The following is a 21,348-nucleotide window of genomic DNA, read 5'->3' on the forward strand; positions in this document are numbered from 1 at the left end:
TGCGTCAGGATCGCGACGTGGCTTCCCTCCGGTCCGAGCTGCGGCCAGGCCCGGCCGCCCCCCAGGCGCTCCGTCGCCCGTGGTGGCGCCGGCCGCGTCCGGCCGTGCCGCTGTCCGGCGTGCCGGTGCCCGGCCATGGCTCGTGGTGGCGTCATGGGCTCTCGTTCGCGCCGTTGTCGGGCCGGGGCCTGTGGTGGCGTCACGGACGTCCAGCCGCGCCGCTGCCGGGCCGGGGCTCGTGGCGGCGGCGGGCGCGTCCGCCCGCACCGGAGAGGCCCACGCGCCCGTGGTGGCGCCGGCTGCGCCTGCCGCTGCTGCTCGCGGCCGGTCTGGCGCTCGCGGCGCTCGGCCTGTGGGGCCGCTTGCCCGATCCGCGCGCGTTCCTCGGCGCGCTGACCGGCGCCGACTACTGGTGGGTCATCCTGGCTGCCGCGCTGCAGGGTCTTTCGCTGAGCGCGTTCGCCTGGCAGCAGCGGGAGTTGATGCGCGCTTTGGGCGTACGCCTGAGAGCGCGCCGAGCCGCGGCCGTGACCCTGGCCCGCACCGCCATCTCGATCGCCATGCCCGCGGGCGCGGCCGTCTCGGCGGCCTACGCCGTCCGCGAGTACCAGCGCGGCGGCGTCAGCAAGGAACATTCCGCCGCCTCGATGATCGTCTCGGGTCTGGCCTCGATCGGTGGCCTCACCCTCCTCTACGTGACGGGCGGCGCGGCGGTGCTCGGCCGCGACCCCGCGCTGCTGCTGAGCCCCCAGCCGCTGGCCGTGGTCGGCGGTCTGCTGGTGCTGACCACCGCCGCGATCATCGCAGGCCGCCGCGTCCCCTCGTTCGCGGCGGCCATTCGCGGCAACGGCCGGATCATGACGTGGATCCGCCGGACCCTCGCCTCGGCCCAGGAGGCCTGGCAGGCGGGCGCCGGCCTCCGTACCCGCGACTGGGCGGTCGCGGTGCTGCTCTTCGCGATCAACTGGCTCACCGACCTGCTGTGCCTGGCCGCCACCTGCCGGGCGGTGGGCCTGCCGATCGGCGTGGTGACCCTGGCCGGCATCTACCTGGGCGTGCAGATCGTCCGGCAGGTCCCCCTCACCCCCGGCGGCGTCGGCGTGGTCGACACCGCACTGGTCGCCGGCCTGACCGCGGCCGGCGCGACGGCCGTAGCCGCCGCGGCGGCCGTCCTCATCTATCGCCTCATCTCCTGCTGGCTGCTCCTCCCCGCCGGCGGCCTGGCGGCAGTCCTGCTCCGACGGGGCGCGACGCACACTCGCGCCGAGTAACGGTCGGCCGTTCGCCTTTTCTGCCGGCCGCCGTCCGCGCCCTCACCGCTCCTTGGGCCTGCGCTCCTTGGGCCTGCGCTCCTTGGGCCTGCGCCCCGGGTAGCGGCAGGTGTGCGGGTTTGCGGGCCGTGATGGTTGTTGCGGATGGCAACCGGCCGGTCAGAGGCAGGAGCCCGGGTCTGCGCTGTCTCCGATGATGGTGACGAGGATGCGCCGGAACGCTTGGACCTGCTCGTGGCGGAAGCCGGTGAGCGCCGAGTTCTCGACGGCGGCGCAGGCGTGCGCGACCGCGGCGCGCCGGGCTTCACCGTCGTCCGTGATGACGGGAATGCGCAGGCGACGATCGCGGGGATTGCTCTGGCGCACGATCAGTCCCCGGTGCTCGAGCCGGTCCAGTTGGCTCATGAGAGTGGTCTTGTCCAGTCCGAGGGATTTGCCGAGATCGCCCTGTGTCATGCCAGGGCTGTTCCGCAGCGCGCTCAGCACAATGTAGTCGCGCAGCGTCAGTCCGTGGTCCTCGGCCTTTTCCCCGGTCGCGTGACGCATGCGTTGCGCCGCGCGGTGCAGGAGCCAAGTGATCTCGGAGTCGGCCGAGGGGCCGGAACCCGCCGTCTCGGGCGTGAGGCCGGCGGGCGCCGGCGGAGTCGAGGGATTCATTCGCGGGCCTTATGTCTTCAGTGCTGCTGTGCCGCGGGCTCGGCCGTCAGCCGGGGGATGTCGTCATAGGCGTGGAGATCGTGAGCGGGGACGATGTGCATCAACCCATCGAGGGCGATCATGCGCCGCAAATCCCGGCGGACCTGGCCGGGATCGTGATCGGCGAGCTTGCTCATCAGCCATGGTCGTTCGACGCGCCGGCGTATGCCGTCGAGCTGCCAGGTCAGATCGCCGATGAAGGCGTATCGGGAGCCGGAGGGCACGGTCACGAAGACGATGACCGATCCGGTCGTGTGTCCGCCGGCGTGAACGATGACCATGGAGCCGTCGCCGTGCACGTCGTGACTGGAGGGGAATCCGAGGTACGGCCGATCGTCGAAGCCGTACTCATGAATCTCGTGACCGCGGGAGACGTGCCGGAAGACCTTGCCGTCCCAGTGTCCGGATGCGTGCCGGCGCTCGTGTCCGTTCATCCAGATCGGCGTGTCCGGGAGGCTGTCCAGACCGCTGGCGTGGTCCCAATGCGAGTGGGTCAGCACCACGCCGAGCAGGCGGCTGCGGTCGTAGCCGCCGGCGTCGAGCTGCTCGCCGACTGTTCGGCCGACGTGGTGAGTGGAGCGCATGAACCGCGGAAGCATCGCGACATGCGCTGCGACATCGACGCCGAAGCCCGCGTCGATGAGCAGATCGCCGTTCGGATGCTGTACCAGGATTGCCGACGCGGCGAACTGGCGCTTGTCGCGGAACGATCCGCCACGCACGGCCAGCGCCGCGGGTGTCTCGTACGTGCCGGTCGGCAGCTGATAGACGGCCATGTCGGCGGGTGCGTCGGCGTCGGGCAGCGGTCGCGTCCAGGGAGGCGGGTTCGGGAGAGGCTTCATACGAAGACCGTATGACTCCGGATCGTCTGAGACAAGAAGATCTGAGCTCGGAAGGTTCCAGCAGTATGTCGACACCCGAGCCGCAGCTTTCTTCGGCCGGCTGGATCGCGACGGCGGCCTGGGCGAGGCTGTTGCTATTGCTCGGCTGCTATTGCTCGGCCAACGCGTCGCGGACGAAGGCGCGCCAGCGTGCCTCGGCCTCGGGGGTGGTCACCCCGTGCGAGCCGGGGTAGGCCAGCCACTCCTTTCGGTCGGTCGCCAAGCGCTGGAAAAGCTCTCGCTGCCCCTCCAGCGGGAAGAGATCGTCGTCCAGCTGCACGTGGAACAGGACCGGGCAGGTGATCCGCCCGGCGTCGGCGGCGAACCGTTCTGCCAGATTCATCGCCGGGTTGAGCGCCGGCCCCTGCCGCAGCCCGAACCTGCCCAGGACCGCCGCCCGGCACCGGACCCCGAGGGCGGCGACGAGCGGCAGCCCGAAGCGACTGCCCATCGACAGACCCACGTAGCCGAGGCGCGCGTCGTCGGCCAGCCCTTCGGCGGTCAGCGCGCCGATCGCCGCCAGCCAGTCGCCGACCATGCGGTCCAGCACCGCCTCGGCGCCTTCCCGGGCTACCTCGGCCCAGTAGGCCTCGGCGGTCATGGCGGTGGTGACCCGCTCGCCGTGGAAGGGACCGTCGATCGCCATCGCCGCGAAGCCGGCCTCGGCGGCGAACCACCGGCCCAGCCGTACGATGCGCTCGCTGCGCTTGTCCGACCTGCCGCCGTGGCCCAGCAGGACCAGCGGCGGAGGCGTGCTCGCCAGCGGCGGAGGCGTGCTCACCAGCGGCGAAGGCGTGCTCACCAGCGGCGAAGGCGTGCTCACCAGCGGCGAAGGCGTGCTCACCGGCGGCGGAGGCGTGCTCACCAGCGGGGGAGGCGCGCTCGCCGCCCGCGCGGGGAGCCAGGCTAGGACCGGCACGGGGCCGCTCGGGCGCTGGACGTGGAACTCGCGCTCCTCTGCCTTGCCCACCGGTTGTCGGGTGCGCCACTCGATCCGAGCCCCCATCTGGACATCCCATCACCTCTCTGGGGCGAACCCAAGGCCCTATGGCCCCACCCCTGATCTCGATCTCGATCGGCGGCTCCCCGTGAAGGGTCGCGCCTGCCGCTGGACGCCATTCTGGCCGCGCCGCCCGGCGCCGGCATCGGACCACGGTCGCTCATACCGTGGTCCGATGTGGTCTTCGCCGGCCCGTGGCAATCTCATCGGCATCAGCAGCACGGCCGGCCGGGAGGTGCGGGGTGAGGAGGGCTTGGGGATCGGGGTATCGAGGCAGGCGCAGATGCCAGGCGAAGAGGACATAGGTGCCGCCGGCGCAGATCAGCCAGGTCACGGCGGCGTGCACCAAAGCGCGCCACAGGACTGATGGCACCGCGGCTGGTAGTGAGGCGACGGCTGGTCGTGGGCGCCAGCTGCAGATGGGGCGGCGGCCATGGTGGGTGGCTGGGTTGGGCGCGCGGTGAGGCCGGGCGGGTCGTGAGGCCGGGCGGGTCGTGAGGCCGGGCGGGTCGTGAGGCCGGGCGGGTCGTGAGGCCGGGCGGGTCGTGAGGCCGGAGGCCGGGCGCGCGGTGAGGCCGGCGGGTCGTCCCCGAGGCCGGGGCGGGCCTCGGGGACGGTGGTGGTCAGGAGCAGGTGGTTTTGTAGAGGTACTTGGCTACGTCCGGCTGGTCCACGTTGTCCTTCGTGATGACGGTGGAGTCGGTGCCTATCTCCTTGGTCACCGACTGGCCGCGGGCGGCTGCGGCTGCCTGGTCCACGCCGTCGGAGCCGATCTGGGCCGGCTGCTGGGCCACCAGGGCCTGGACTACGCCGTTGCGCAGCTGGTCCACCTGGGCCGGGCCGGCGTCGAAGCCGACGAGCTTGACCTGGCCGGCCTTTCCGGCTGCCTTGACCGCGTTGTTGGCGCCCTCGCTCTGGTCGGTGCTCAGGGCGAAGATGCCGGCCAGGTCGGGGTGGGCGGCCAGCTGGGCGGAGACCAGTTGCGAGATCTTGGCTACGCCGTTGGAGGTGAAGACGTTTCCTACGTACTTGATGTTCGGGTATTTCTTCAGGCCGTCCTCGAAGCCCTTCTGCCGTGCCTCGGCGGTGCTCACGCCGGGCTGGCCGCCGACCAGCAGGACGCTGCCCTTCTCGCCGACCAGCTTGGCCAGGGCGTCGGCGGCGGTCTCGCCGCCCTTGAGGTTGTCGCTCGCGATGGCCGAGGAGACGAAGCTCGTGTCGGCCAGCGTCGTGTCGACCAGGACCACCTTGATGCCGGCCGAGGTTGCCTGCTTGAGGGGCTGGATCAGGGCGTTCGAGTCGTTGGGGGCGATGAACAGCGCGTCCGGGTGGGTGGCGATCACCGAGTTGAGCAGGGGGATCTGCAGGCTCACGTCCCAGTTCTTGGCGCCCTGCACGGTCAGGTCGACGTTGTCCTTGGTGGCCTCGGCCTTGGCACCGCAGGCCATCGTCTCGTAGAACGGGTCGCCGGCCACGCCCTGGATGAAGGTGACCTTGACCTTCTTGTCGGCGCCCGAGCCGGACGAGGAGCCGGACGAGCCGGAGGCGTTCGAGCCGCAGGCGGCGAGGGTGGCGGTAACGGTGACGACGACGGCGAGTTTTCTGATCATGGGTGGGCCTTTCTCCGGTGGAGGACCTCGCGCGGTGAGAGCGGCGAGGACGGCAAGAGGGGCGACGGCGGCGAGAGGGGCGAGGGCGGCCAGAGGGACGAGGGCGGCGAGAGGGACGAAGGCGGCCAGAGGGGCGAGAGGGGCAAAAGAGGCCAAAGGTGCTAAAGGGGCGACGGCGAAGAGGGAGATGGTGCGACGGACGCGGGGGGCAAGGGTCACGAGCCGCTTGCCTTGCGACGTCTGCTGCGCTGGTCGACCATGACGACGGCGACGAGCGCGGCGCCGAGGGCGACCTGCTGCCAGAACGGCTCGAGCCCGAGGATCACGAAGCCGTCGGTCAGGACCGAGGGGATGGCGACGCCTACGATCGTGCCGAGCACGGTGCCGACGCCGCCGCTGAGGCTGGTGCCGCCGATGACGACGGCGAGGATGGCCTGCAGCATGTCGGTCTGGTGACCGTTGAGCGTGGTGGTCTGGAAGCGGGCCAGGCTCACGTAGCCGGAGAGGCCGGCGAGCAGCCCGGAAAGGACGTACACCTTGAGGATGTGGCGGTCGACGTTGATGGCGGCGCGGCGGGCGGCCTCCTCGTGGGAGCCGATCGCCATGGTGTAGCGGCCGAAGCGGGTCTGCGACATGACGAACGCGCCGAGGGCGGCCACCGCGAGGGCGAGCAGCACCGTGTACGGCACGCCGAGGAAGTCGCCGTAGCCCAGCACGTTGGCGAGCCCGGCCGGGACGCCGTGCATGTCCTGGCCGCCGGCGATGATGTAGGCGAGCCCGGTCGCCGCGGCGAACGAGCCCAGGGTGGCGATCAGCGGCGAGATGCCGCCGCGGGTGGTGACCAGGCCGTTGACCAGGCCCCACACCAGGCCGGACAGCAGCGCGGCGCCGAGGCCGGCCAGGATGGTCAGCGGGCCGCCGCCGCCGATCGCGAGCATCGTCTTGAGGCCGACCACGCCGGAGAAGACGAGCACCGAGCCGACCGAGAGGTCGATCCCGCCGATCGTGATGACGAACGTCATGCCGACGGCGATGAGCAGGTAGCTGGACGCGTCGACGGCGATGCTCTTGGCGTTGAACCACGAGACGAACTGGTCGGGCCGGGTCGCCGAGAACAGCGCGACCAGCGCCACCAGCACGAACACCGACCAGCTGCGCTGCGTGCCGCCCAGCAGCCGCCGCCGGCGCGACCCGCCGGCCGGCGAGCTCTCGGCGGCCTCGTCGGTGACGCGCTCGACCGGGGTCCCCATTGGCGGCTCGGCGGCGGCTGTCGGGGCCGCCTCAAGCTCGGACATCGCCTCACCTCGAATCCCTAGGTGTGACAGCGTTGTCACCTTCCTGACTCGGGACGGTAAACCTTCGGAGCGCGCACCGTCAACGATCGTGGCGCTACCGATGCAGGGTCAGATCCGGCCGGACCTCCCGGACCGCGGCGGCGACCTCGTCCGGCATGGGCGGGATCGGGCGCGGGACCGGCGTGCCGGCCAGGCGCAGGCCGAGCTCGGCGAAGAGGGAGTTCGCCCAGGCGAACCACGGTCTCGTGAACACGGCGGGGTCGTCGACGTGGAGGCTCTCGTGCATCAGGCCCGCACCCGCGTCGGTGGCCAGCAGCGTCCGGAACAGCCCGTCTGCCTCCGCGGCCGACTCGGCGGTCAGAGCCTGCATGCACAATGCCATCGGCCAGACGTGACGTGCCGGGGTGTGCGGGCTGCCCACGCCGGTGGCTGCCGCGCCGCGGTAGAAGTACGGGTTCACGTCGCTCAGGACCATGGCCCTCGTGCGGCGGTACGTCGGGTCCGCCCGGTCGCACCAGCCCAGATACGGCAGGGAGAGCAGGCTCGGCACGTTGGCGTCGTCCATCAGGTTGGCGCCACCCAGGCCATCGACCTCGTATGCGTAGACCGGGCCGGCCGGCGCGTCGACCACGTCGGCCCCGACCAAGCCGTCCCGCGCCACGCCGGCCCCGACCACGCCGTGCCGGGCCGTGCCGGCCTCGACCACGCCGTGCCGGGCCATGCCGGCCTCGACCACGCCGTGCCGGGCCACGCCGGCCGCGATCTCGGCGGCCAGGGCCAGCGCGCTGCTGGTCACGTCGGCCGGGAGCAGGTCGTTGCGGCCGAGGTGGACCAGGCCGTCGAGGGCGACCACCGCCGCCGCGTTGGCGGGCACCAGGTAGCCGTACTCGCATCGGTCGTCGCTCGGGCGGAAGCCGGACCAGGTCATGCCGGTGCGGGCCACCGGTGTGCCGAGGCCGCCGCGGTCCAGCGTGTCGCCCTGGAATTCGCCGGCCAGGCGCTCGAACCGGTACGGCGAGTGCCGCTCGTGATCCTGCTCGGTGCGCCACAGCTCGAGGATCCGCACGGCGGCGGCGCCGAACTCGTCGTCCAGGTGGTCGGTGCCGCCGCCGGCCGCCCAGAGTTCGTAGCCGGACGAGAGGACCGCGCACAGCGAGTCGAGCTCGTACTTCCGCTCCCAGACGCCGGGCCCGGGCGGTGGCCGGTCGTGCTCGTCGGCATGCGCGCCGGTCGGGCCGTCGTTGATGGCGTTCGCGTACGGGTCGAGCAGCACCCCCCGGGCCATCCGCCGGACCACCCCGCCCAGCACCCGCCGCACCTCCGGATCACCCGCCGCGACCAGGTACGGGCGCAGCTGGCCGAGGGTGTCCCGGTGCCACATCGCCGGGATGTCCCCGGTGATGACGAACGGGTCGCCGGGGGTGCCGCGCAACGTCGTGGTCCAGGCGCTGGCGAAACAACCCCGGAAGGTGTCGCCCGCCCCGTACCGGCGCTGCAGCAGCCCGGCCGCCGGCGCGGCGACCGCGGCCAGGCTCGGCGGCAGGGCGGATCGGATCTCTGCGGGCATGGTCATGGTCCCGCCCTCCCGTCGGATGCGTCCGCCGGTCGGCGGGAACGCGGAGCCGGCGGTGGTGTTGACAGCGCACGCTAGCGCAGTACCGTCAGATGCGACAGCGTTGTCATCGACGGTGGCGAGCCGGGCCACCGACGAGCCGGGCCACCGACGAGCCGGGCCACCAAGGGGAGGCGCAATGACCAGCGAGGCGGACGCCCCGATACTCGAGCTCTCCGGAATCACCAAGAGCTTCGGCACGGTGCGCGCCCTCCGCGGCGCCGACCTGACGGTGCGCCGCAACGAGGTCGTCGCGCTGGTCGGCGACAACGGCGCCGGCAAGAGCACGATGATCAAGGTGATCTCCGGCGTCCTGCAGCCGGACGCCGGTCGGATCGCGGTCGACGGGCAGCCGGTCTCCTTCGACAGCCCGCTCGAACCGCGGCGGCACGGCATCGAGACCGTGTACCAGGACCTCGCGCTCGCCCCCGACCTCGACCCCGCGGCCAACCTGTTCCTCGGCCGCGAGGTGCTGCGCGGCGGCCTGCTCGGCCGGCTCGGCGTGCTCGACAAGCCGCGCATGCGGGGTCGCGCCGAGGAGGCGTTCAGCCGGCTCGGCGTCGGCCTGCAGGACACCCGCAGCCAGGTCGGCACCATGTCGGGCGGCCAGCGGCAGGGCATCGCGGTGGCCCGGGCCGTGCTGTGGGCCAGCCGGCTGGTGCTGATGGACGAGCCGACCGCGGCCCTCGGCGTGGTGCAGACCGGCCGCGTACGGGCGCTCATCGAGTCGGTCCGCGAGCAGGGCGTCTCGGTCCTGCTGGTCAGCCACAACCTGCCGTTCGTGTTCGAGGTCGCCGACCGGATCGAGGTGCTGCGGCTCGGTCGCCGGGTGGCGGTATTCTCCCGCGCGGAGGCCACCGCGGAAGGCGTGCTGGGCGCCATGACGGGCGTCACCGACATGAGCGGGCAGTAGCGGAGACCACCGCGGAGGGCGTGCCCCGCGCCATGACGGGCACGGCTGAGCGGGCAGTAGCGGAGGGCGTGCCCCGCGCCATGACGGGCACGGCTGAGCGGGCAGTAGCGGAGGGCGTGCCTCGCGCCATGACGGGGCGCGGCCGACATGGGTGACGGGCGGTAGGAGAGCGCGCCTGCCGGAAACGAGCAGCCGCGCGGCAGTGGGCCGTGCGTGACCGGCGGCCGGCCGCCGGACTGGACAGGAGGAGACCGATGGCTCGGCCGACGATGAGCGAGGTCGCCACGCTCGCCGGGGTGGGCCTCAAGACCGTCTCCCGGGTGGTGAACGGGGAGGGGCGGGTCAGCCGCGAGACCCGGGCGCGGGTCGAGGCGGCCATCGCGCAGGTCGGCTACCGGCGCAACGAGGTCGCCCGCAGCATGCGCAACATGCGGTCGGGCCAGAGCACCGACGACCTCGGGCTGATGCTCGGCGATCTGACCAACCCGTTCTTCGCGGCGGTCGCCGCCGCCGTGATCGCCGAGGCCCGCGGCCGCGGCTACGCGGTGGTGCTGGCCAGCGCCGACGAGGATCCGCAGGCGGAGCGCGGCGCGATCGACGGCCTGCTCGGCCGACAGGTGGCCGGCCTGCTGCTGGTCCCGGGCGGCCGCGACTACAGCTACCTGAAGTCGGAGATCGACCACGGCACCCCGGTGGTCTTCGTGGACCGGCCGGGCGGCGGCCTCGAGGCGGACGAGGTGGTGCTCGACAACGCGGCCGGCGCGCGGATGGCGGTGACCCATCTCGCCGCGTACGGGCATCGGCGCATCGGAGCGATCGTGGCACCCAGCCGATGGGCCACCACCCAGCGTCTCCGCGGTTTCCGCGAGGCGATGAAGACCGAGGTCGGCGCGGTCGACCCGAGCCTGGTGCGGCGCCTGTCCACCGGCTCGGTCGCCGAGGCCGAGCGGGCGGCCCGCGGGCTGCTCGCGATGAGCGACCCCCCGACCGCCATCTTCGCCACCACCGGTTTCATGACGCAGGGCCTGTTGCGCGCGCTGGGCCGGCGCCGGGACGTGGCGGTGGTGGGCTTCGACGACTTCCCGATGGCCGACATGCTGCCGGTCCCCGTCACGGTCGTCGCGGGCGACCCGACGGCGCTGGGCACCGCCGCCGCGCAGACGTTGTTCGCCCGCATCGACGGCTGGGCCGGCCCGCAGACCCGCCAGGTGATCCGCCCGACTCTGCTGCCACGCGGCAGCGGCGAAATCCGGCCGAGACAGGCGGACGGCTGACAACGCGTTCGAGGGCGACCGGACTTAACATTCTCGATATGAAGCGCCCGACGATCTACGACGTGGCGCGGGAAGCCGGCGTGGCCGCCTCTACCGTCTCGCGGGCTTATGCACGGCCGGGACGGGTCCACGCGGAGACGGCTCAGCGGATCTTCCGGGCGGCCGAGCGTCTGGGCTACCGCTCCGGGGCGGCCGGGCAGGCGCCGGGCGGCGGGGGACAGCGGAACGCCATCGCCCTGGTCGTAGCCGACGTGACCAACCCTTTCTACGGAGACATCATCAAGGGCGCCTACGAGGCCGCCCGGGAGGCCGGCTACCAGCTGATCCTCTCGCACACCAACGAGTCGCCGAAGGTCGAGCGGCAGACCATCGAGCAGGAGCTCGGCCAGGTCGACGGCCTCGTCATCGCCAGCTCGCGGATGACCGACTCGGCGCTGCGAATGGTCGTCAAGCAGAAGGCCGTGGTGCTGCTCAACCGGGTCATCCCGGAGGCCAACTGCGTGCTCATCGACGCCGAGCGGGGGATCCGCCGGGCCGTCGAGCACCTGGCGCGGCTGGGGCACGAGCGGATCACGTACGTGGCCGGGCCGGAGACCTCCTGGTCGGACGGGATCCGATGGCGGGCCGTGCGGAAGGTCGTCGGGGAGCTGGGGCTGGAGGCCCGGCGGATCGGGCCGTGCGAGCCGACCGTCCTCGCCGGGCTGAGCGCCGCGCTGCGGGTGGCCGAGCTGGGGTCGACCGCGGTGCAGGCGTACAACGACCAGCTGGCGATCGGGGTGGTCAAGGGGCTCGGGCGGCTCGGCATCGAGGTGCCGTCGCAGGTGAGCGTGGTCGGGTTCGACAACATCATCTTGGACGAGCTGGTGGAGCCGCAGCTGACCACGATCGCGTCGCCGCTGTACCGGATGGGCTTCACCGGGGTGCGCAACTGCATCGCGGTGGCGCAGGGCGCGCAGCCGAGCGGCGATCCGCTGGTTCTGCCCGTACGGCTGGTGGTGCGAGGGTCGACCGCTCAGCGTAAGCGGAACAGCACCTCGCCGGCGCGGGGCACGACCATGGTCGCCGGGTCGGCCTCGAACTCGGCGACGTCGATGGTGGACGGGTCGCGGTAGCCGAGGTGGACCGCGCGGCAGACCTCCTCGGGAATGCCGGTCGCCAGCGTGACCTGGACGCGCAGCCGTTCCTCGCCGCTGGAAGGATCAAAAACACCAGCCCCGCGCAGATGCGTGGAGTGGGCCAGGACTCCCCAGTGGACGTGCTGGAAACGGTCCCACTGCTTCACGAAGTAGTCCCGGCAGTGGTAGCCGATCTCGTGGATCTGCGGGTGGCTGGTGGCGATCTCCCGGATGTGCGGCGCGTACAGGATGACCTCGCCGCCGTCCGCGACCACCGGCTCGACCTTGTAGAAGCCCTTCGCGCCGGTCCAGATCTCGTCGTACATCCGGGGGATCAGCGACAGCACCCGGCCGACCGGTTTCTCCAGGTACGTGATGTGGGTGGCCGCGCTGATCTCGGCGGCGCTGGCCCAGGACGCGATCGGATCGCCGAACGAAATGGAGTGGAGGCCACCTGAGTGGGCCGTGACCACGCTGAACGCGTACGTGTCGGCCGGGATCAGCGCGGCCCCGTCGTTGATCAGCGCGCGCACCGGGGTGAGCCCGGTGGTCCCGATGATCTCGGCGGAGGTGATCAGCGCGCCGAGCCAGTGCGAGACGTCGATGATCTTCTGCCCGGCGACGCCCGGGAAGAAGTACTTGTTGCCCCCGGACATGCCGACCACCTCGTGCGGCAGCACCGGCCCGACGACCAGCGCGATGTCGTGCTCGACCACGGCCCGGTTGAGCAGCACCTCGACCTCGCCGGTCAGCCGGCCGCCGGAGAGCTCCTCGATCCGCGCGGCGGGGATCGTCCCCAGGTTGGCGAAGGTCGACGGCTTCCACCACTCGTGGTTGATCACCTCGGTGCCGGGATAGTCCCCGCCGACGTGCGTGCGCAGCGCCAGCTCGGGCATCGCGCCGTGCGTGCCGAGCGCGACCAGGACGGTCAGCCGCGACACCCGGCCGTGCAGCGCCTGGTGAACCGCCCCGACCAGGAGCGGGAGCGGGCAGACGCGGGTGCCGTCGGGCACGAGCACGCACACGCTGCGCCCGTCCGCGTCCAGCCCGGCCAGCTGCTCGGCGACGAAGGAGCGCACCTCGTCGTCGCTGAGGACCCGGTCGGCGCCGCCCACGCGGGCGGCCGGCAGAACGGAGGTGGTCATTCCTCGATCCTGCCCGCCAGCGCCGTCTGTGCCCACGCGTACGAGAGACGGTGTGATTCGCGTTTTGAATCCACGCTCGGCTCGTCCACCTCGATCATGAAGTCGCCCTCGTAGTCGAGCGGGATGGCGGCCAGCACCGCGTCGAAGTCGACCACGCCGAGACCGGGCTCGGCCCACAGCCGCTTGCTCGCGGTGGCCTCGCGGTAGGACAGGTCGTGCCGGTCGAGCAGGTCGCCGAAGACGTCCTTGATGTGCAGGCCGCCGAGCCGCCCGGCGTAGCGGCGGATGAAGGCGGCCGGGTCGACGCCGGCCCAGCGCAGGTGTCCGGTGTCCGGGCCGAAGCCGATCACGGCGGGGCCCAGGTCGTCGAGGAGGCGGCTGATCTCGTACTCGGTCTCGAAGATGCCCCCGACGTGCGAGTGGTGCAGCGGCCGCAGCCCCTCGGCCTGCAGGGCACGGCAGACCTCGCCGCACGCGTCGATCGCCCGGGCCAGCCGGCCCTCGTCGAAGCCGGCGCCGACCGCGGGTTGCGCCAGGCGTTCCGGTCGCGACATCGAGGAGACCATCGTACGGTCGAGCCCGAGCTCCACCTGGGTCGCCGCGAACCGTTTGGCCCGCTCGACCTCGTCCGCCACGGAAACGGTCTCGTCGAAGGGCGAGTTGAACAGGCTCAACGACGGCTTCAGGCCGTAGCCGGCGATCCAGGCGGCGTACGAGGCGGCGGTCATGTCGTCGGGCACGTCGGCCTTGACGGCGGTGAACCCGATCTCCTGGAAGTCGCCGAACGCCGCATCGAAGACCTCGCGCGTCTTGCCGGCACTGGCCCAGTAGGGGATCGGGTTGGCGGCGAGGCGGCTCACAGGATCACCGGCTTTCCGGTACGGGACGATTCGTAGGCGGCGGTGATCACGGCGACCGCCTGGCGGTTGGTCTCCAGGTCGACGCGCAGCTCCTCGGTGCCGGCCAGCGCGCCCAGGAAGTTCAGGTACTGCCGGCGGTGGGCGTCGGAGAGCATCCCCGGGTTGCTGCTGGCGGTCGGGGCGCCGCCGCCGGAGATCACCCGGTTGGTCCCCATGAAGCGCTCCTCCGCAGCGGAGCCGGCCGGGGTGGCGTGGAAGAACGCCAGCTCGTCGTTGTCGATCACCGCCGAGCCGCGGTCGCCGTGCACCTGCAGGCGGGCGCTCAGCCCCGGGTACGCCGCGGTGGTCGCGTGCAGCACGCCGAGCGCGCCGGACTCGAACCGGACCACACCGGTCGCCACGTCCTCCACCTCGATCCGCTCGTGCGCGAGGGTGCCGGTGCAGGCGAACACCTCGACCGGCCGGCCGAGCGCGGCGATCAGCAGGTCGACCGTGTGCACGCCCTGGTTCATCAGCGCGCCGCCGCCGTCCAGCTCCCAGGTGCCCCGCCAGCCGCCCGAGTCGTAGTAGCTCTGCCCGCGCCACCAGTCGATCGACGCGATGCCGGAGGTGACCCGTCCGAACTCGCCGGCCGCGATGGCCGCCAGGACCTGCTCGGTGGACGGGTCGAAGCGGTGCTGGGAGATGACCGTGACCAGCGTGCCGGCCTTCTGCCGGGCGCGGATGATCTCGTCGGTGCGGGCCACGGTCACCTCGGCCGGCTTCTCGATGATCACGTGCTTGCCGGCCGACAGGGCCTCGATCGCGATCTCGCCGTGCAGGCCGGTCGGCGTGCACACCACCACGACGTCGATCTCCTCGGCGGCGAGGGCGGCCGTCAGCGAGGGATAGGCGTGCTCGGCGGACAGGGCGGAGGCCTTGTCGATATCGACGTCGGCCACCGCGACCAGGGAAAGGCGATCGGCCAGCTCACCCATGACCTTGGCGTGGTGCGTGCCGATCACGCCGGCACCGACGAGGGCGAATTTCGGGAGCGTGCTCACGCGTACTCAATCTCCTCGGTCTTCAACAGGTCGGTGAAAGCCTTCCAGGCCGTACGGAACAGGTCCGGCCCCGAATATCCGCCGGTGGCGTGGCCGAGCGCGAGATGCGGTTCGAGCGAGAAGAAGCCGTCGAATCCGTCGTGCCGCAGCGCCCGCATGGTCTCGGCCACCTCGCCGTCGCCCTGGCCCGCGGGCACCACCGTGCCATCGGCCGCCAGAGCGTCCTTGATCTGCACGTATTCGAGGTGCGGCCGCAGTTTCGCGTACCCCTCGGCATAGGGGCGCACGCCGACCTGCACGAAATTCGCCGGGTCCCAGGCCAGCTTCAGATAGGGCGAGCCGACCGAGCGGATCAGATCGAGACAACGGGCCGGGACGTCGCCGTAGATCTCCTTCTCGTTCTCGTGCAGCAGGATCAGATCGGCCTCCTCGGCCACCCGGACCAGCGCCCGCATCCGGTCGATCACCTCCGCCCGATGGCCGGCCGGGTCCGCGCCGGGCCGCAGGAAGAACGAGAAGATGCGGATGTACGGCGCGTCCAGCTCGTGTGCGACCTCGGCGGCGTGCCGCATGCGCTCCAGATGCGGCCCGAACTCCTCGTCGATGAAGATCTTCCCGATCGGGGAGCCGATGGAGGACACCTGCAACCCGTAATTCCTGAGCGTTTTCTTCATGGTGGCCAGTTGGTCGGGGGAGAGGTCGAGAATGTTGACGTCCCAGGCGCTGCGTACCTCGATGTACTTGAGGCCGAGCCCGCTCGCGACCTCGCACTGCTCGGTGAGATCGGGGGAGATCTCGTCGGCGAATCCGGAGAGAGTCCACATTTCAGGAGCCTTTTCGGTAGGTCTCGTCAATGATCATCTGGGATTTGAGGGCCTCGGCCGGGGTTATCCAGAACGGTTCCCCCGCCTCGATCGCGCGATAGAAGTCGGCGATCAGCAATTGGTGCGAGGCGCCCCAGTAATCGCGGCCTTCGCTGTTCGAACGGGACTCGGTGACCACCTCGATCCGGCCGTCGGCATGGGTGATGGTGAGATCGCCGCGAAGGTGCAGGGTCGCCGAGGAGGTGACGATCTCGATGGTCACCGGGGAGTCGACCGCGTTGGTGACCGTGGCGAAGACGACGCTGCGGGCGCCGCCGGCGTGTTCGAGCAGCAGGTTCGCGGTGTCCTCGACGTCGGTGCCGGGAAGGTCGGCGATGCGCCCGGCCCAGCCGGACACCTGCGACACGTCGCCGAGCAGCCACTGCATCAGGTCGATGGTGTGGATAGCCTGATTTATCAGGACACCGCCGCCGCTGCGCTGCACCCGGCCGCGCCAGGGCCGTTTCGCGTAGTAGGCGGCGTCGCGATGCCAGAAGACGGTGGCGGACCCGCCGCGTACACCCGCAGGCTTTTGATCTTGAAGGAAGGTAGCGGCGGCCTGAGAGGTGGCGTTGTAGCGATTCTGCAGGCAGACGCCGACCTGAAGATCCGGGAAGCCGGCCAGGGCATCGATCAGGCGCGAGGCCTCGTCGATCGTGTGCGCGACCGGTTTCTCCAGCAGCACGTGGGCGCCGTGCGCGAGGGCCTCGAGCGCGATCGGCACATGCGTGTCGTGCGGCGTGCAGATGTGCACCACGTCCGGGCGGAGCGACGAGAGCATCGCCCGGTAATCCGAGGCGGAGTCGCAGGTGCCGACCAGGGAGGCGCCCAGCGCCCGGATCGCGGCGACGTGCACGACCGACACGTCGCCGCGGCCGACCAGCAGCACCCTCACTTGATGCCGCCCGCGGTCAGCCCGCCCACCAGATACCGCTGGAAGACCAGGTAGAGCAGGACCACCGGCGCCGCGCAGACCAGCGCCGCCGCCATCATCTGGGAATACACCGGCAACGCGCCGCCCTCCTGGGAGGCACCGAAGACCTGCAGGGCGACCGCCGCGGTGTGCGTCTCGGGGCGGGTCAGCACCGAGGCGAACAGCACGTCGTTCCAGCCCAGCAGGAACGCGAAGATCCCGGCGACGACGATGGCCGGCAGGCTCAGCGGCACGATGATCCGGCGCAGGATGGTGATCGTGGACGCGCCCTCGGTGCGGGCCGCCTCCTCCAACTCGCGCGGCAGCCCGCGCAGGTAGGTGACCATCACCCAGGTGGAGAACGGCAACGCGAAGGTCAGGTACGCGATGAACAGCCCCCACCGGGTGCCGACCACGGTCAGCCCGAGGTAGTTGCCCGCGCTGGAGAACAGCACGAACACCGGCAGCAGCATCAGCGTGCCCGGGACGCTCTGCAACCCGACCAGCCCCCGCAGGATCGTCAGCCGACCCTTGAAACTGAACCTGACCAGGACGTACGCCGTGGTGGTGCCGAGCAGCGCGGACGCGATCGCGGTCGCCCCGCAGACGATCAGGCTGTTCACGATGCCGGTGGACAGGTCCGCGGTGGTCCAGATCTTGTGATAGCTCTCCAGGCTGAACGAACTCGGCCAGAACTCGCCGGAGGCCACGCCCACGTCGCTGTTCAGCGAGGCGAGCAGGATGTACGAGACCGGCACGAGCACCGCCGCGCACAACAGCACGGTCAGCGTGATCAGCAACGGCCGGGGCAGCAGCCGGGTCGCCTCGGCGTGCGCGCTCATCTCCGGCCCCCTTCCTCGTGGACGTCCAACTTGACCGCCCGCAGGTAGATGAAGAGCGGAATCAGGATGACGATCAGCGACACCACGGCCATCGCCGCGCTGAGCCCGAAGCGCAGGCCCTGGAAGCTGGTCACGTAGACCAGCATCGGCATGACGTTGACGTTGTCCGGGGCCGGCGCGCCGAACAGCACGAACGGCAGCGTGAAGTTGTTGATGTGGTTGAGCGTGGCGAGCAGGCAGGCCAGCAGCACCGGACCGCGCAGGTACGGCAGGATCACCTTGGTCAGCTTGGGCCACCAGGTGACGCCGTCGACCGCGGAGGCCTCGTGCACCTCGTGGTCCACCGACTGCAGCGCCGCCAGGGACATCAGGTAGATGAACGGCCAGGCCGCCCAGATCTCCACCAGGATCAGCGTCCAGTAGCTGCGGCCGCCGCTGAGCCAGAGCGTGTTGTGCTGGCCGAGCAGGCTGTTCACGATGCCGTCCGGCTGCAGCATGGTCTTCCAGACGGTGCCGACGACGAACGAGGGCAGTACGTACGGGATGAGGAAGACCGCCCGGACCAGCCCCCGCCCGCGGTATTTGTTCTGGGTGACGAGCGCCGCGGCGATCCCGATCGGCACCGTCGCGGCGGTGGAGAGCACCGAGAACGACACGCTGATCCAGATCGAGCGCAGCAGCCCGGAGCCGAACGCCTCGGAGTAGTTGGCGAGGCCGATGAACGGCGCCTCGACCCAGCGGCGCAGCGTGTACTGGTCCAGGTCGATGAAGGAGATCCACAGGGCCAGGGCGAGCGGGATCAGGATGACCAGGACCATCAGGATCCCGCCGGGCGTGAGGAGCCACAGCGGACGCTGCCGCTCGGTCACGCCCCGTCTTTTTCGCTCCGCCTTGGTCTCGGTCGGGCGGGCGAGCAGCTCGGTGGCCATGGTTACTTGGCCCGGTCCAGGGACGACTGCGCGGTCTTCTGCGCGGTGGCGATCCGGGCGTCGATCTGCGCCGGGCTGAGCGAGCCCTTGGCCAGGTCGGGCAGCGACTGCACGGCCACGTTGGTCAGCGCGAGCTGGATGTCGCTCCACGCGCCGGTGAACGGGGTGGCCACCGACTTCTTCGCCGCCTCGGTCACCGCGGCCAGCGTCGGGTCGGAGGCGAGGGACTGCAGCGCGGAGGCGTTGGCCGGCAGGCTGCCGAACTGCTTGTAGTAGTCGAGCTGCACGTCCGGGTCGGTGACCAGCTTGACGTACTGGAAGGCCAGGTCCTTGTTCTTGGAGTAGTCGGCGACCAGGAGGTTGTCGCCGGAGAGGATGCTGGCCGCCTCGACGCCGCCGGCCGGCCGGCTGGTCGCGCCGGGCGGGACGGTCGGCAACAGCGTGTACGCCCACTTGCCCTTGACCGCGCCCTGGTTGAGGGAGTTGGCCGAGGTCGCCGTGGTCAGCAGGAGATAGCCGGTCTTGCCCTTGGCGAACGCCGCCACGGCCTGCGGGTTGGTCCAGCCGACCGCGGCCGGGTCGACCACCTTGTCGGTGGTCATCCAGCCGAAGTACGTCTGGTACGCCTTCGACACGGTCGGGTCCTGCAGCTTGGCGGTCTTGCCGTCGACCAGCGGGTTGCCGGCCTGCACCGACATGCCCCAGACGAACTTCCACGGGTCGTAGTTGTCCTTGTAGGCGATCGCCATGCCGTACTGGTCGCCGTGGGTCAGCTTCTTGGCCTGCTGGGTCAGCTCGTCCCAGGTGGTGGCCGGCTTGTCGATGCCGGCCGCCTTGAGCAGGTCGGTGTTGTAGGCCATCACGAACGGGCGGCTGACCCAGGGGATGCCGACCTGGTTGTTGTCGTCCGGGCCGGAGATGCCGAGGGTGGCCGGGTTGAACGTGTCCTTGCCGCCGATCTTCGTCCAGTCGTCGGCGCTCATCTTCACGAAGGCGCCGGTCGAGTAGGCGGTCGGGGTCTGGGTGGTGCCGACCGCGTAGACGTCCGGCCCGGTCCCGGACACCACCGAGGTCTGTATCTTGGTCAGCTCGTCGTTGGCGGTGGCGAACTGCTCGAACTTGACCGTCGCGCCGGTCTGCGCCTTGAACTTGTCGCTGATCGTCTTCTGCCAGGCGGCGAACTGCTCGGGGTACTGCGTGTTCGCCCCGATCAGCACGTCGAGGGTCTTGCCGCCCCCGCCGCTGCCGCCACCGTCCCCGCCGCCGCACGCGGCCAGTGCGGCGGCGAGTACCGTCGCACCGGCCACGGCCATGATCTTCTGGGTACGCATCGTTATGTCTCCTTCGCCGGTGCCCGGTTTCTTCCAGTGATCCGGATCACTGTTTATCCGGCCCGGCGGTTTCGGCAACGAGTTGCCAATTGTTGCCTCGCGGCCGTGGCAACAACTGGCAACCGCTTGCCTTGCGGGTTTTCGGCCGTCGAGGCTCGGGCGCATGGCCGCCCTGACGCTGCACCCCGATCGGCTGCTGCCGGCCGATCCGGGGGTCCGCTCCCTCGCCCGTCGCCTCTACGAGACCGTCCGCGACCTGCCGATCGTGAGCCCGCACGGGCACGTCGACCCGCGGGTGCTGCTCGACGATCAGCCGTTCGCGGATCCGGCGTCGTTGTTCCTCCAGCCGGATCACTATGTGACGCGGCTGTTGCACTCGGCGGGGGTTCCGCTGGCGTCGCTGGGGGTGGGGCGGGGGCCGATGCCGCCGGCCGCCTCCCGGGCCGCGTGGCGGTTGCTGTGTGAGCATTGGGATCTGTTGCGGGGGACGCCGGTGCGTTATTGGCTGTCCTCCTCGTTCGCCGAGGTTTTCGGGGTGACCTCGCGGCCTTCGGCGGCCAATGCCGACGCGCTTTATGACGAAATTTCCGGGCAACTGGCGCAGCCTAGCCATCGGCCGCGGGCGCTGTTCTCGCGCTTCGGGATCTCCTTTCTGGCGACGACGGACGACCCGGCGGACGATCTGTCGGCGCATCGGGCCCTGCGGGGGACGTTGCCGGTCGTGCCTACCTTCCGGCCGGATCGGTACCTCGAGGTGGGGCGGGCCGGTTGGCCGACCTATGTGAAGGAGCTCGGCGGCGACCTCGGGGACTATGCCGGATTTATCACCTCTTTGGAGGCGCGGAGGCGATTTTTCGTGTCGCAGGGGGCGGTGTCGGCCGATCACGGGCATGCCGACGCTTCGGCTTTGCCGCTCTCCGTGCCGGACGCTTCACGGATTTATCGGGCGGCGCTGGCGGGGGAGGTTACGCCGGCCGAGGCGACCGCCTTCCGGCGGCACATGATTTTCGAGATGGCTCGGATGTCGTGCGAGGACGGGCTGGTGATGACCCTGCATCCGGGGATCTACCGCAATCATCATCCGGGTACGTTCGATTCCTTCGGGCCGGATACCGGGCACGACATTCCGGTGGGGGTGGAGTTCACGCGGGCGCTGCAGCCGTTGTTGGCGCGGTTCGGGACCGTTCCCGGGTTCCATCTCGTACTCTTCACCGTCGATGCCACGGTCTACAGCCGGGAGATTGCGCCGCTTGCCGGGTTCTATCCTTCGGTCTACGCCGGGGCGCCTTGGTGGTTCCTGGACAACCCCTCGGAAATACGCGCCTATCAGCGGTCAGTTGTCGAAATTTCGGGCTTTTCGCGGATGTCCGGATTTATTGATGACACTCGGGCGTTCTGCTCGATTCCGGCCCGGCATGATATGTCGCGACGATTGGACGCGGGGTTTCTGGCGACCCTGGTCGCCGAGCACCGTCTCGACGAGGAGGAGGCCGCGGAGACCATCCGGGATCTCGTGGTCACCCAGCCCCGGCGGGTCTTCAAGATTCCAGGATGACCATCAGGGGCCGCTTCGTCGTTGACGCGCGTACGACGCAGCGGGCCGGACCGCACGTTGCACAATTCATGACGAATCGGACGAGAGCGTGGATCAGGGCGTTTCGCCGACAGCCACTGGCCCGGACGCGCCACGGTGGTCGTGACCCGGCCGCGTCCCTCCGCCCACGCGCAGGCAATGGTGATCGCCCTGCAAAACCA

19 protein-coding genes are annotated in these 21,348 nt (G+C 70.7%); 5 read left to right on the plus strand and 14 right to left on the minus strand.

Annotated elements, in window-relative coordinates; translation table 11 throughout:
• Positions 1-17 precede the first annotated feature (17 nt).
• Complete coding sequence (locus tag IH26_RS0108435; RefSeq protein ID WP_245665010.1) at positions 18-1,271, plus strand: lysylphosphatidylglycerol synthase transmembrane domain-containing protein; 1,254 nt, start codon at positions 18-20, stop codon at positions 1,269-1,271.
• Positions 1,272-1,430: 159 nt separating this feature from the next.
• On the opposite strand, the gene IH26_RS0108440 is transcribed toward IH26_RS0108435, so the two are convergent.
• From IH26_RS0108440 to IH26_RS0108465, 6 genes are all read right to left on the minus strand, one after another.
• The gene (locus IH26_RS0108440) at positions 1,431-1,928 is read right to left on the minus strand and encodes a MarR family winged helix-turn-helix transcriptional regulator (RefSeq protein WP_030435560.1); all 498 of its coding nucleotides are present in this window, start codon (positions 1,926-1,928) and stop codon (positions 1,431-1,433) included.
• Positions 1,929-1,945: 17 nt separating this feature from the next.
• Positions 1,946-2,809: an MBL fold metallo-hydrolase gene (locus IH26_RS0108445; RefSeq protein WP_030435561.1), complete on the minus strand. Its 864-nt coding sequence runs from the start codon at positions 2,807-2,809 to the stop codon at positions 1,946-1,948.
• A gap of 148 nt (positions 2,810-2,957) precedes the next feature.
• Positions 2,958-3,854: a dienelactone hydrolase family protein gene (locus IH26_RS0108450; protein WP_157437109.1), complete on the minus strand. Its 897-nt coding sequence runs from the start codon at positions 3,852-3,854 to the stop codon at positions 2,958-2,960.
• A gap of 617 nt (positions 3,855-4,471) precedes the next feature.
• A complete protein-coding gene (locus IH26_RS0108455; protein WP_030435563.1) occupies positions 4,472-5,458 on the minus strand; it encodes an ABC transporter substrate-binding protein in 987 nt (328 codons plus the stop codon).
• A gap of 215 nt (positions 5,459-5,673) precedes the next feature.
• Entirely contained in the window at positions 5,674-6,753 is a 1,080-nt protein-coding gene (locus IH26_RS0108460; RefSeq protein ID WP_051807739.1) for an ABC transporter permease, read from the minus strand.
• 94 nt (positions 6,754-6,847) lie between these two features.
• Positions 6,848-8,326: a glycoside hydrolase family 125 protein gene (locus IH26_RS0108465; protein ID WP_051807741.1), complete on the minus strand. Its 1,479-nt coding sequence runs from the start codon at positions 8,324-8,326 to the stop codon at positions 6,848-6,850.
• A gap of 178 nt (positions 8,327-8,504) precedes the next feature.
• Here IH26_RS0108465 and IH26_RS0108470 point away from each other — a divergent pair, with 178 nt between their 5' ends.
• From IH26_RS0108470 to IH26_RS0108480, 3 genes are all read left to right on the plus strand, one after another.
• A complete protein-coding gene (locus IH26_RS0108470; RefSeq protein ID WP_030435566.1) occupies positions 8,505-9,278 on the plus strand; it encodes an ATP-binding cassette domain-containing protein in 774 nt (257 codons plus the stop codon).
• Between the two features lie 254 nt (positions 9,279-9,532).
• Complete coding sequence (locus tag IH26_RS0108475) at positions 9,533-10,552, plus strand: LacI family DNA-binding transcriptional regulator (protein WP_211268604.1); 1,020 nt, start codon at positions 9,533-9,535, stop codon at positions 10,550-10,552.
• 38 nt (positions 10,553-10,590) lie between these two features.
• Positions 10,591-11,664, plus strand: a complete 1,074-nt coding sequence (locus tag IH26_RS0108480) for a LacI family DNA-binding transcriptional regulator (protein ID WP_034214035.1) — start codon at positions 10,591-10,593, stop codon at positions 11,662-11,664.
• Here IH26_RS0108480 and IH26_RS0108485 read toward each other — a convergent pair.
• The 8 genes from IH26_RS0108485 to IH26_RS0108520 are packed head-to-tail and all read right to left on the minus strand — an operon-like array spanning position 11,565 to position 19,593.
• Positions 11,565-12,812, minus strand: a complete 1,248-nt coding sequence (locus tag IH26_RS0108485; protein ID WP_030435569.1) for a lactate racemase domain-containing protein — start codon at positions 12,810-12,812, stop codon at positions 11,565-11,567. The two genes, IH26_RS0108480 and IH26_RS0108485, sit on opposite strands and share 100 nt — an antisense overlap.
• On the minus strand, positions 12,809-13,672 hold the full coding sequence (locus tag IH26_RS0108490) for a sugar phosphate isomerase/epimerase family protein (protein ID WP_030435570.1): 864 nt from the start codon (positions 13,670-13,672) through the stop codon (positions 12,809-12,811). The genes IH26_RS0108485 and IH26_RS0108490 overlap by 4 nt, the downstream gene beginning before the upstream one ends.
• Positions 13,669-14,715, minus strand: a complete 1,047-nt coding sequence (locus IH26_RS0108495) for a Gfo/Idh/MocA family protein (RefSeq protein WP_030435571.1) — start codon at positions 14,713-14,715, stop codon at positions 13,669-13,671. Before IH26_RS0108495 ends, IH26_RS0108490 begins: the two co-directional genes overlap by 4 nt.
• Positions 14,712-15,539 carry a sugar phosphate isomerase/epimerase family protein gene (locus IH26_RS0108500; protein ID WP_030435572.1) on the minus strand — a complete coding sequence of 276 codons (828 nt, stop codon included), beginning with the start codon at positions 15,537-15,539 and terminating at the stop codon, positions 14,712-14,714. Before IH26_RS0108500 ends, IH26_RS0108495 begins: the two co-directional genes overlap by 4 nt.
• Before the next feature lies 1 nt (position 15,540).
• The gene (locus tag IH26_RS0108505) at positions 15,541-16,467 is read right to left on the minus strand and encodes a Gfo/Idh/MocA family protein (RefSeq protein ID WP_030435573.1); all 927 of its coding nucleotides are present in this window, start codon (positions 16,465-16,467) and stop codon (positions 15,541-15,543) included.
• Positions 16,468-16,469: 2 nt separating this feature from the next.
• On the minus strand, positions 16,470-17,333 hold the full coding sequence (locus IH26_RS0108510; RefSeq protein WP_030435574.1) for a carbohydrate ABC transporter permease: 864 nt from the start codon (positions 17,331-17,333) through the stop codon (positions 16,470-16,472).
• Positions 17,330-18,262 carry a carbohydrate ABC transporter permease gene (locus IH26_RS0108515; RefSeq protein ID WP_084598720.1) on the minus strand — a complete coding sequence of 311 codons (933 nt, stop codon included), beginning with the start codon at positions 18,260-18,262 and terminating at the stop codon, positions 17,330-17,332. The genes IH26_RS0108510 and IH26_RS0108515 overlap by 4 nt, the downstream gene beginning before the upstream one ends.
• 2 nt (positions 18,263-18,264) lie before the next feature.
• Complete coding sequence (locus IH26_RS0108520) at positions 18,265-19,593, minus strand: extracellular solute-binding protein (RefSeq protein ID WP_030435576.1); 1,329 nt, start codon at positions 19,591-19,593, stop codon at positions 18,265-18,267.
• Between the two features lie 163 nt (positions 19,594-19,756).
• On the opposite strand from IH26_RS0108520, the gene uxaC reads away from it, so the two are divergent.
• Positions 19,757-21,148: a glucuronate isomerase gene (gene uxaC / locus IH26_RS0108525; protein ID WP_030435577.1), complete on the plus strand. Its 1,392-nt coding sequence runs from the start codon at positions 19,757-19,759 to the stop codon at positions 21,146-21,148.
• Positions 21,149-21,348: the final 200 nt, after the last annotated feature.

Source organism: Actinoplanes subtropicus (assembly GCF_000721705.1).
In the GTDB taxonomy this organism is placed as follows: domain Bacteria; phylum Actinomycetota; class Actinomycetes; order Mycobacteriales; family Micromonosporaceae; genus Actinoplanes; species Actinoplanes subtropicus.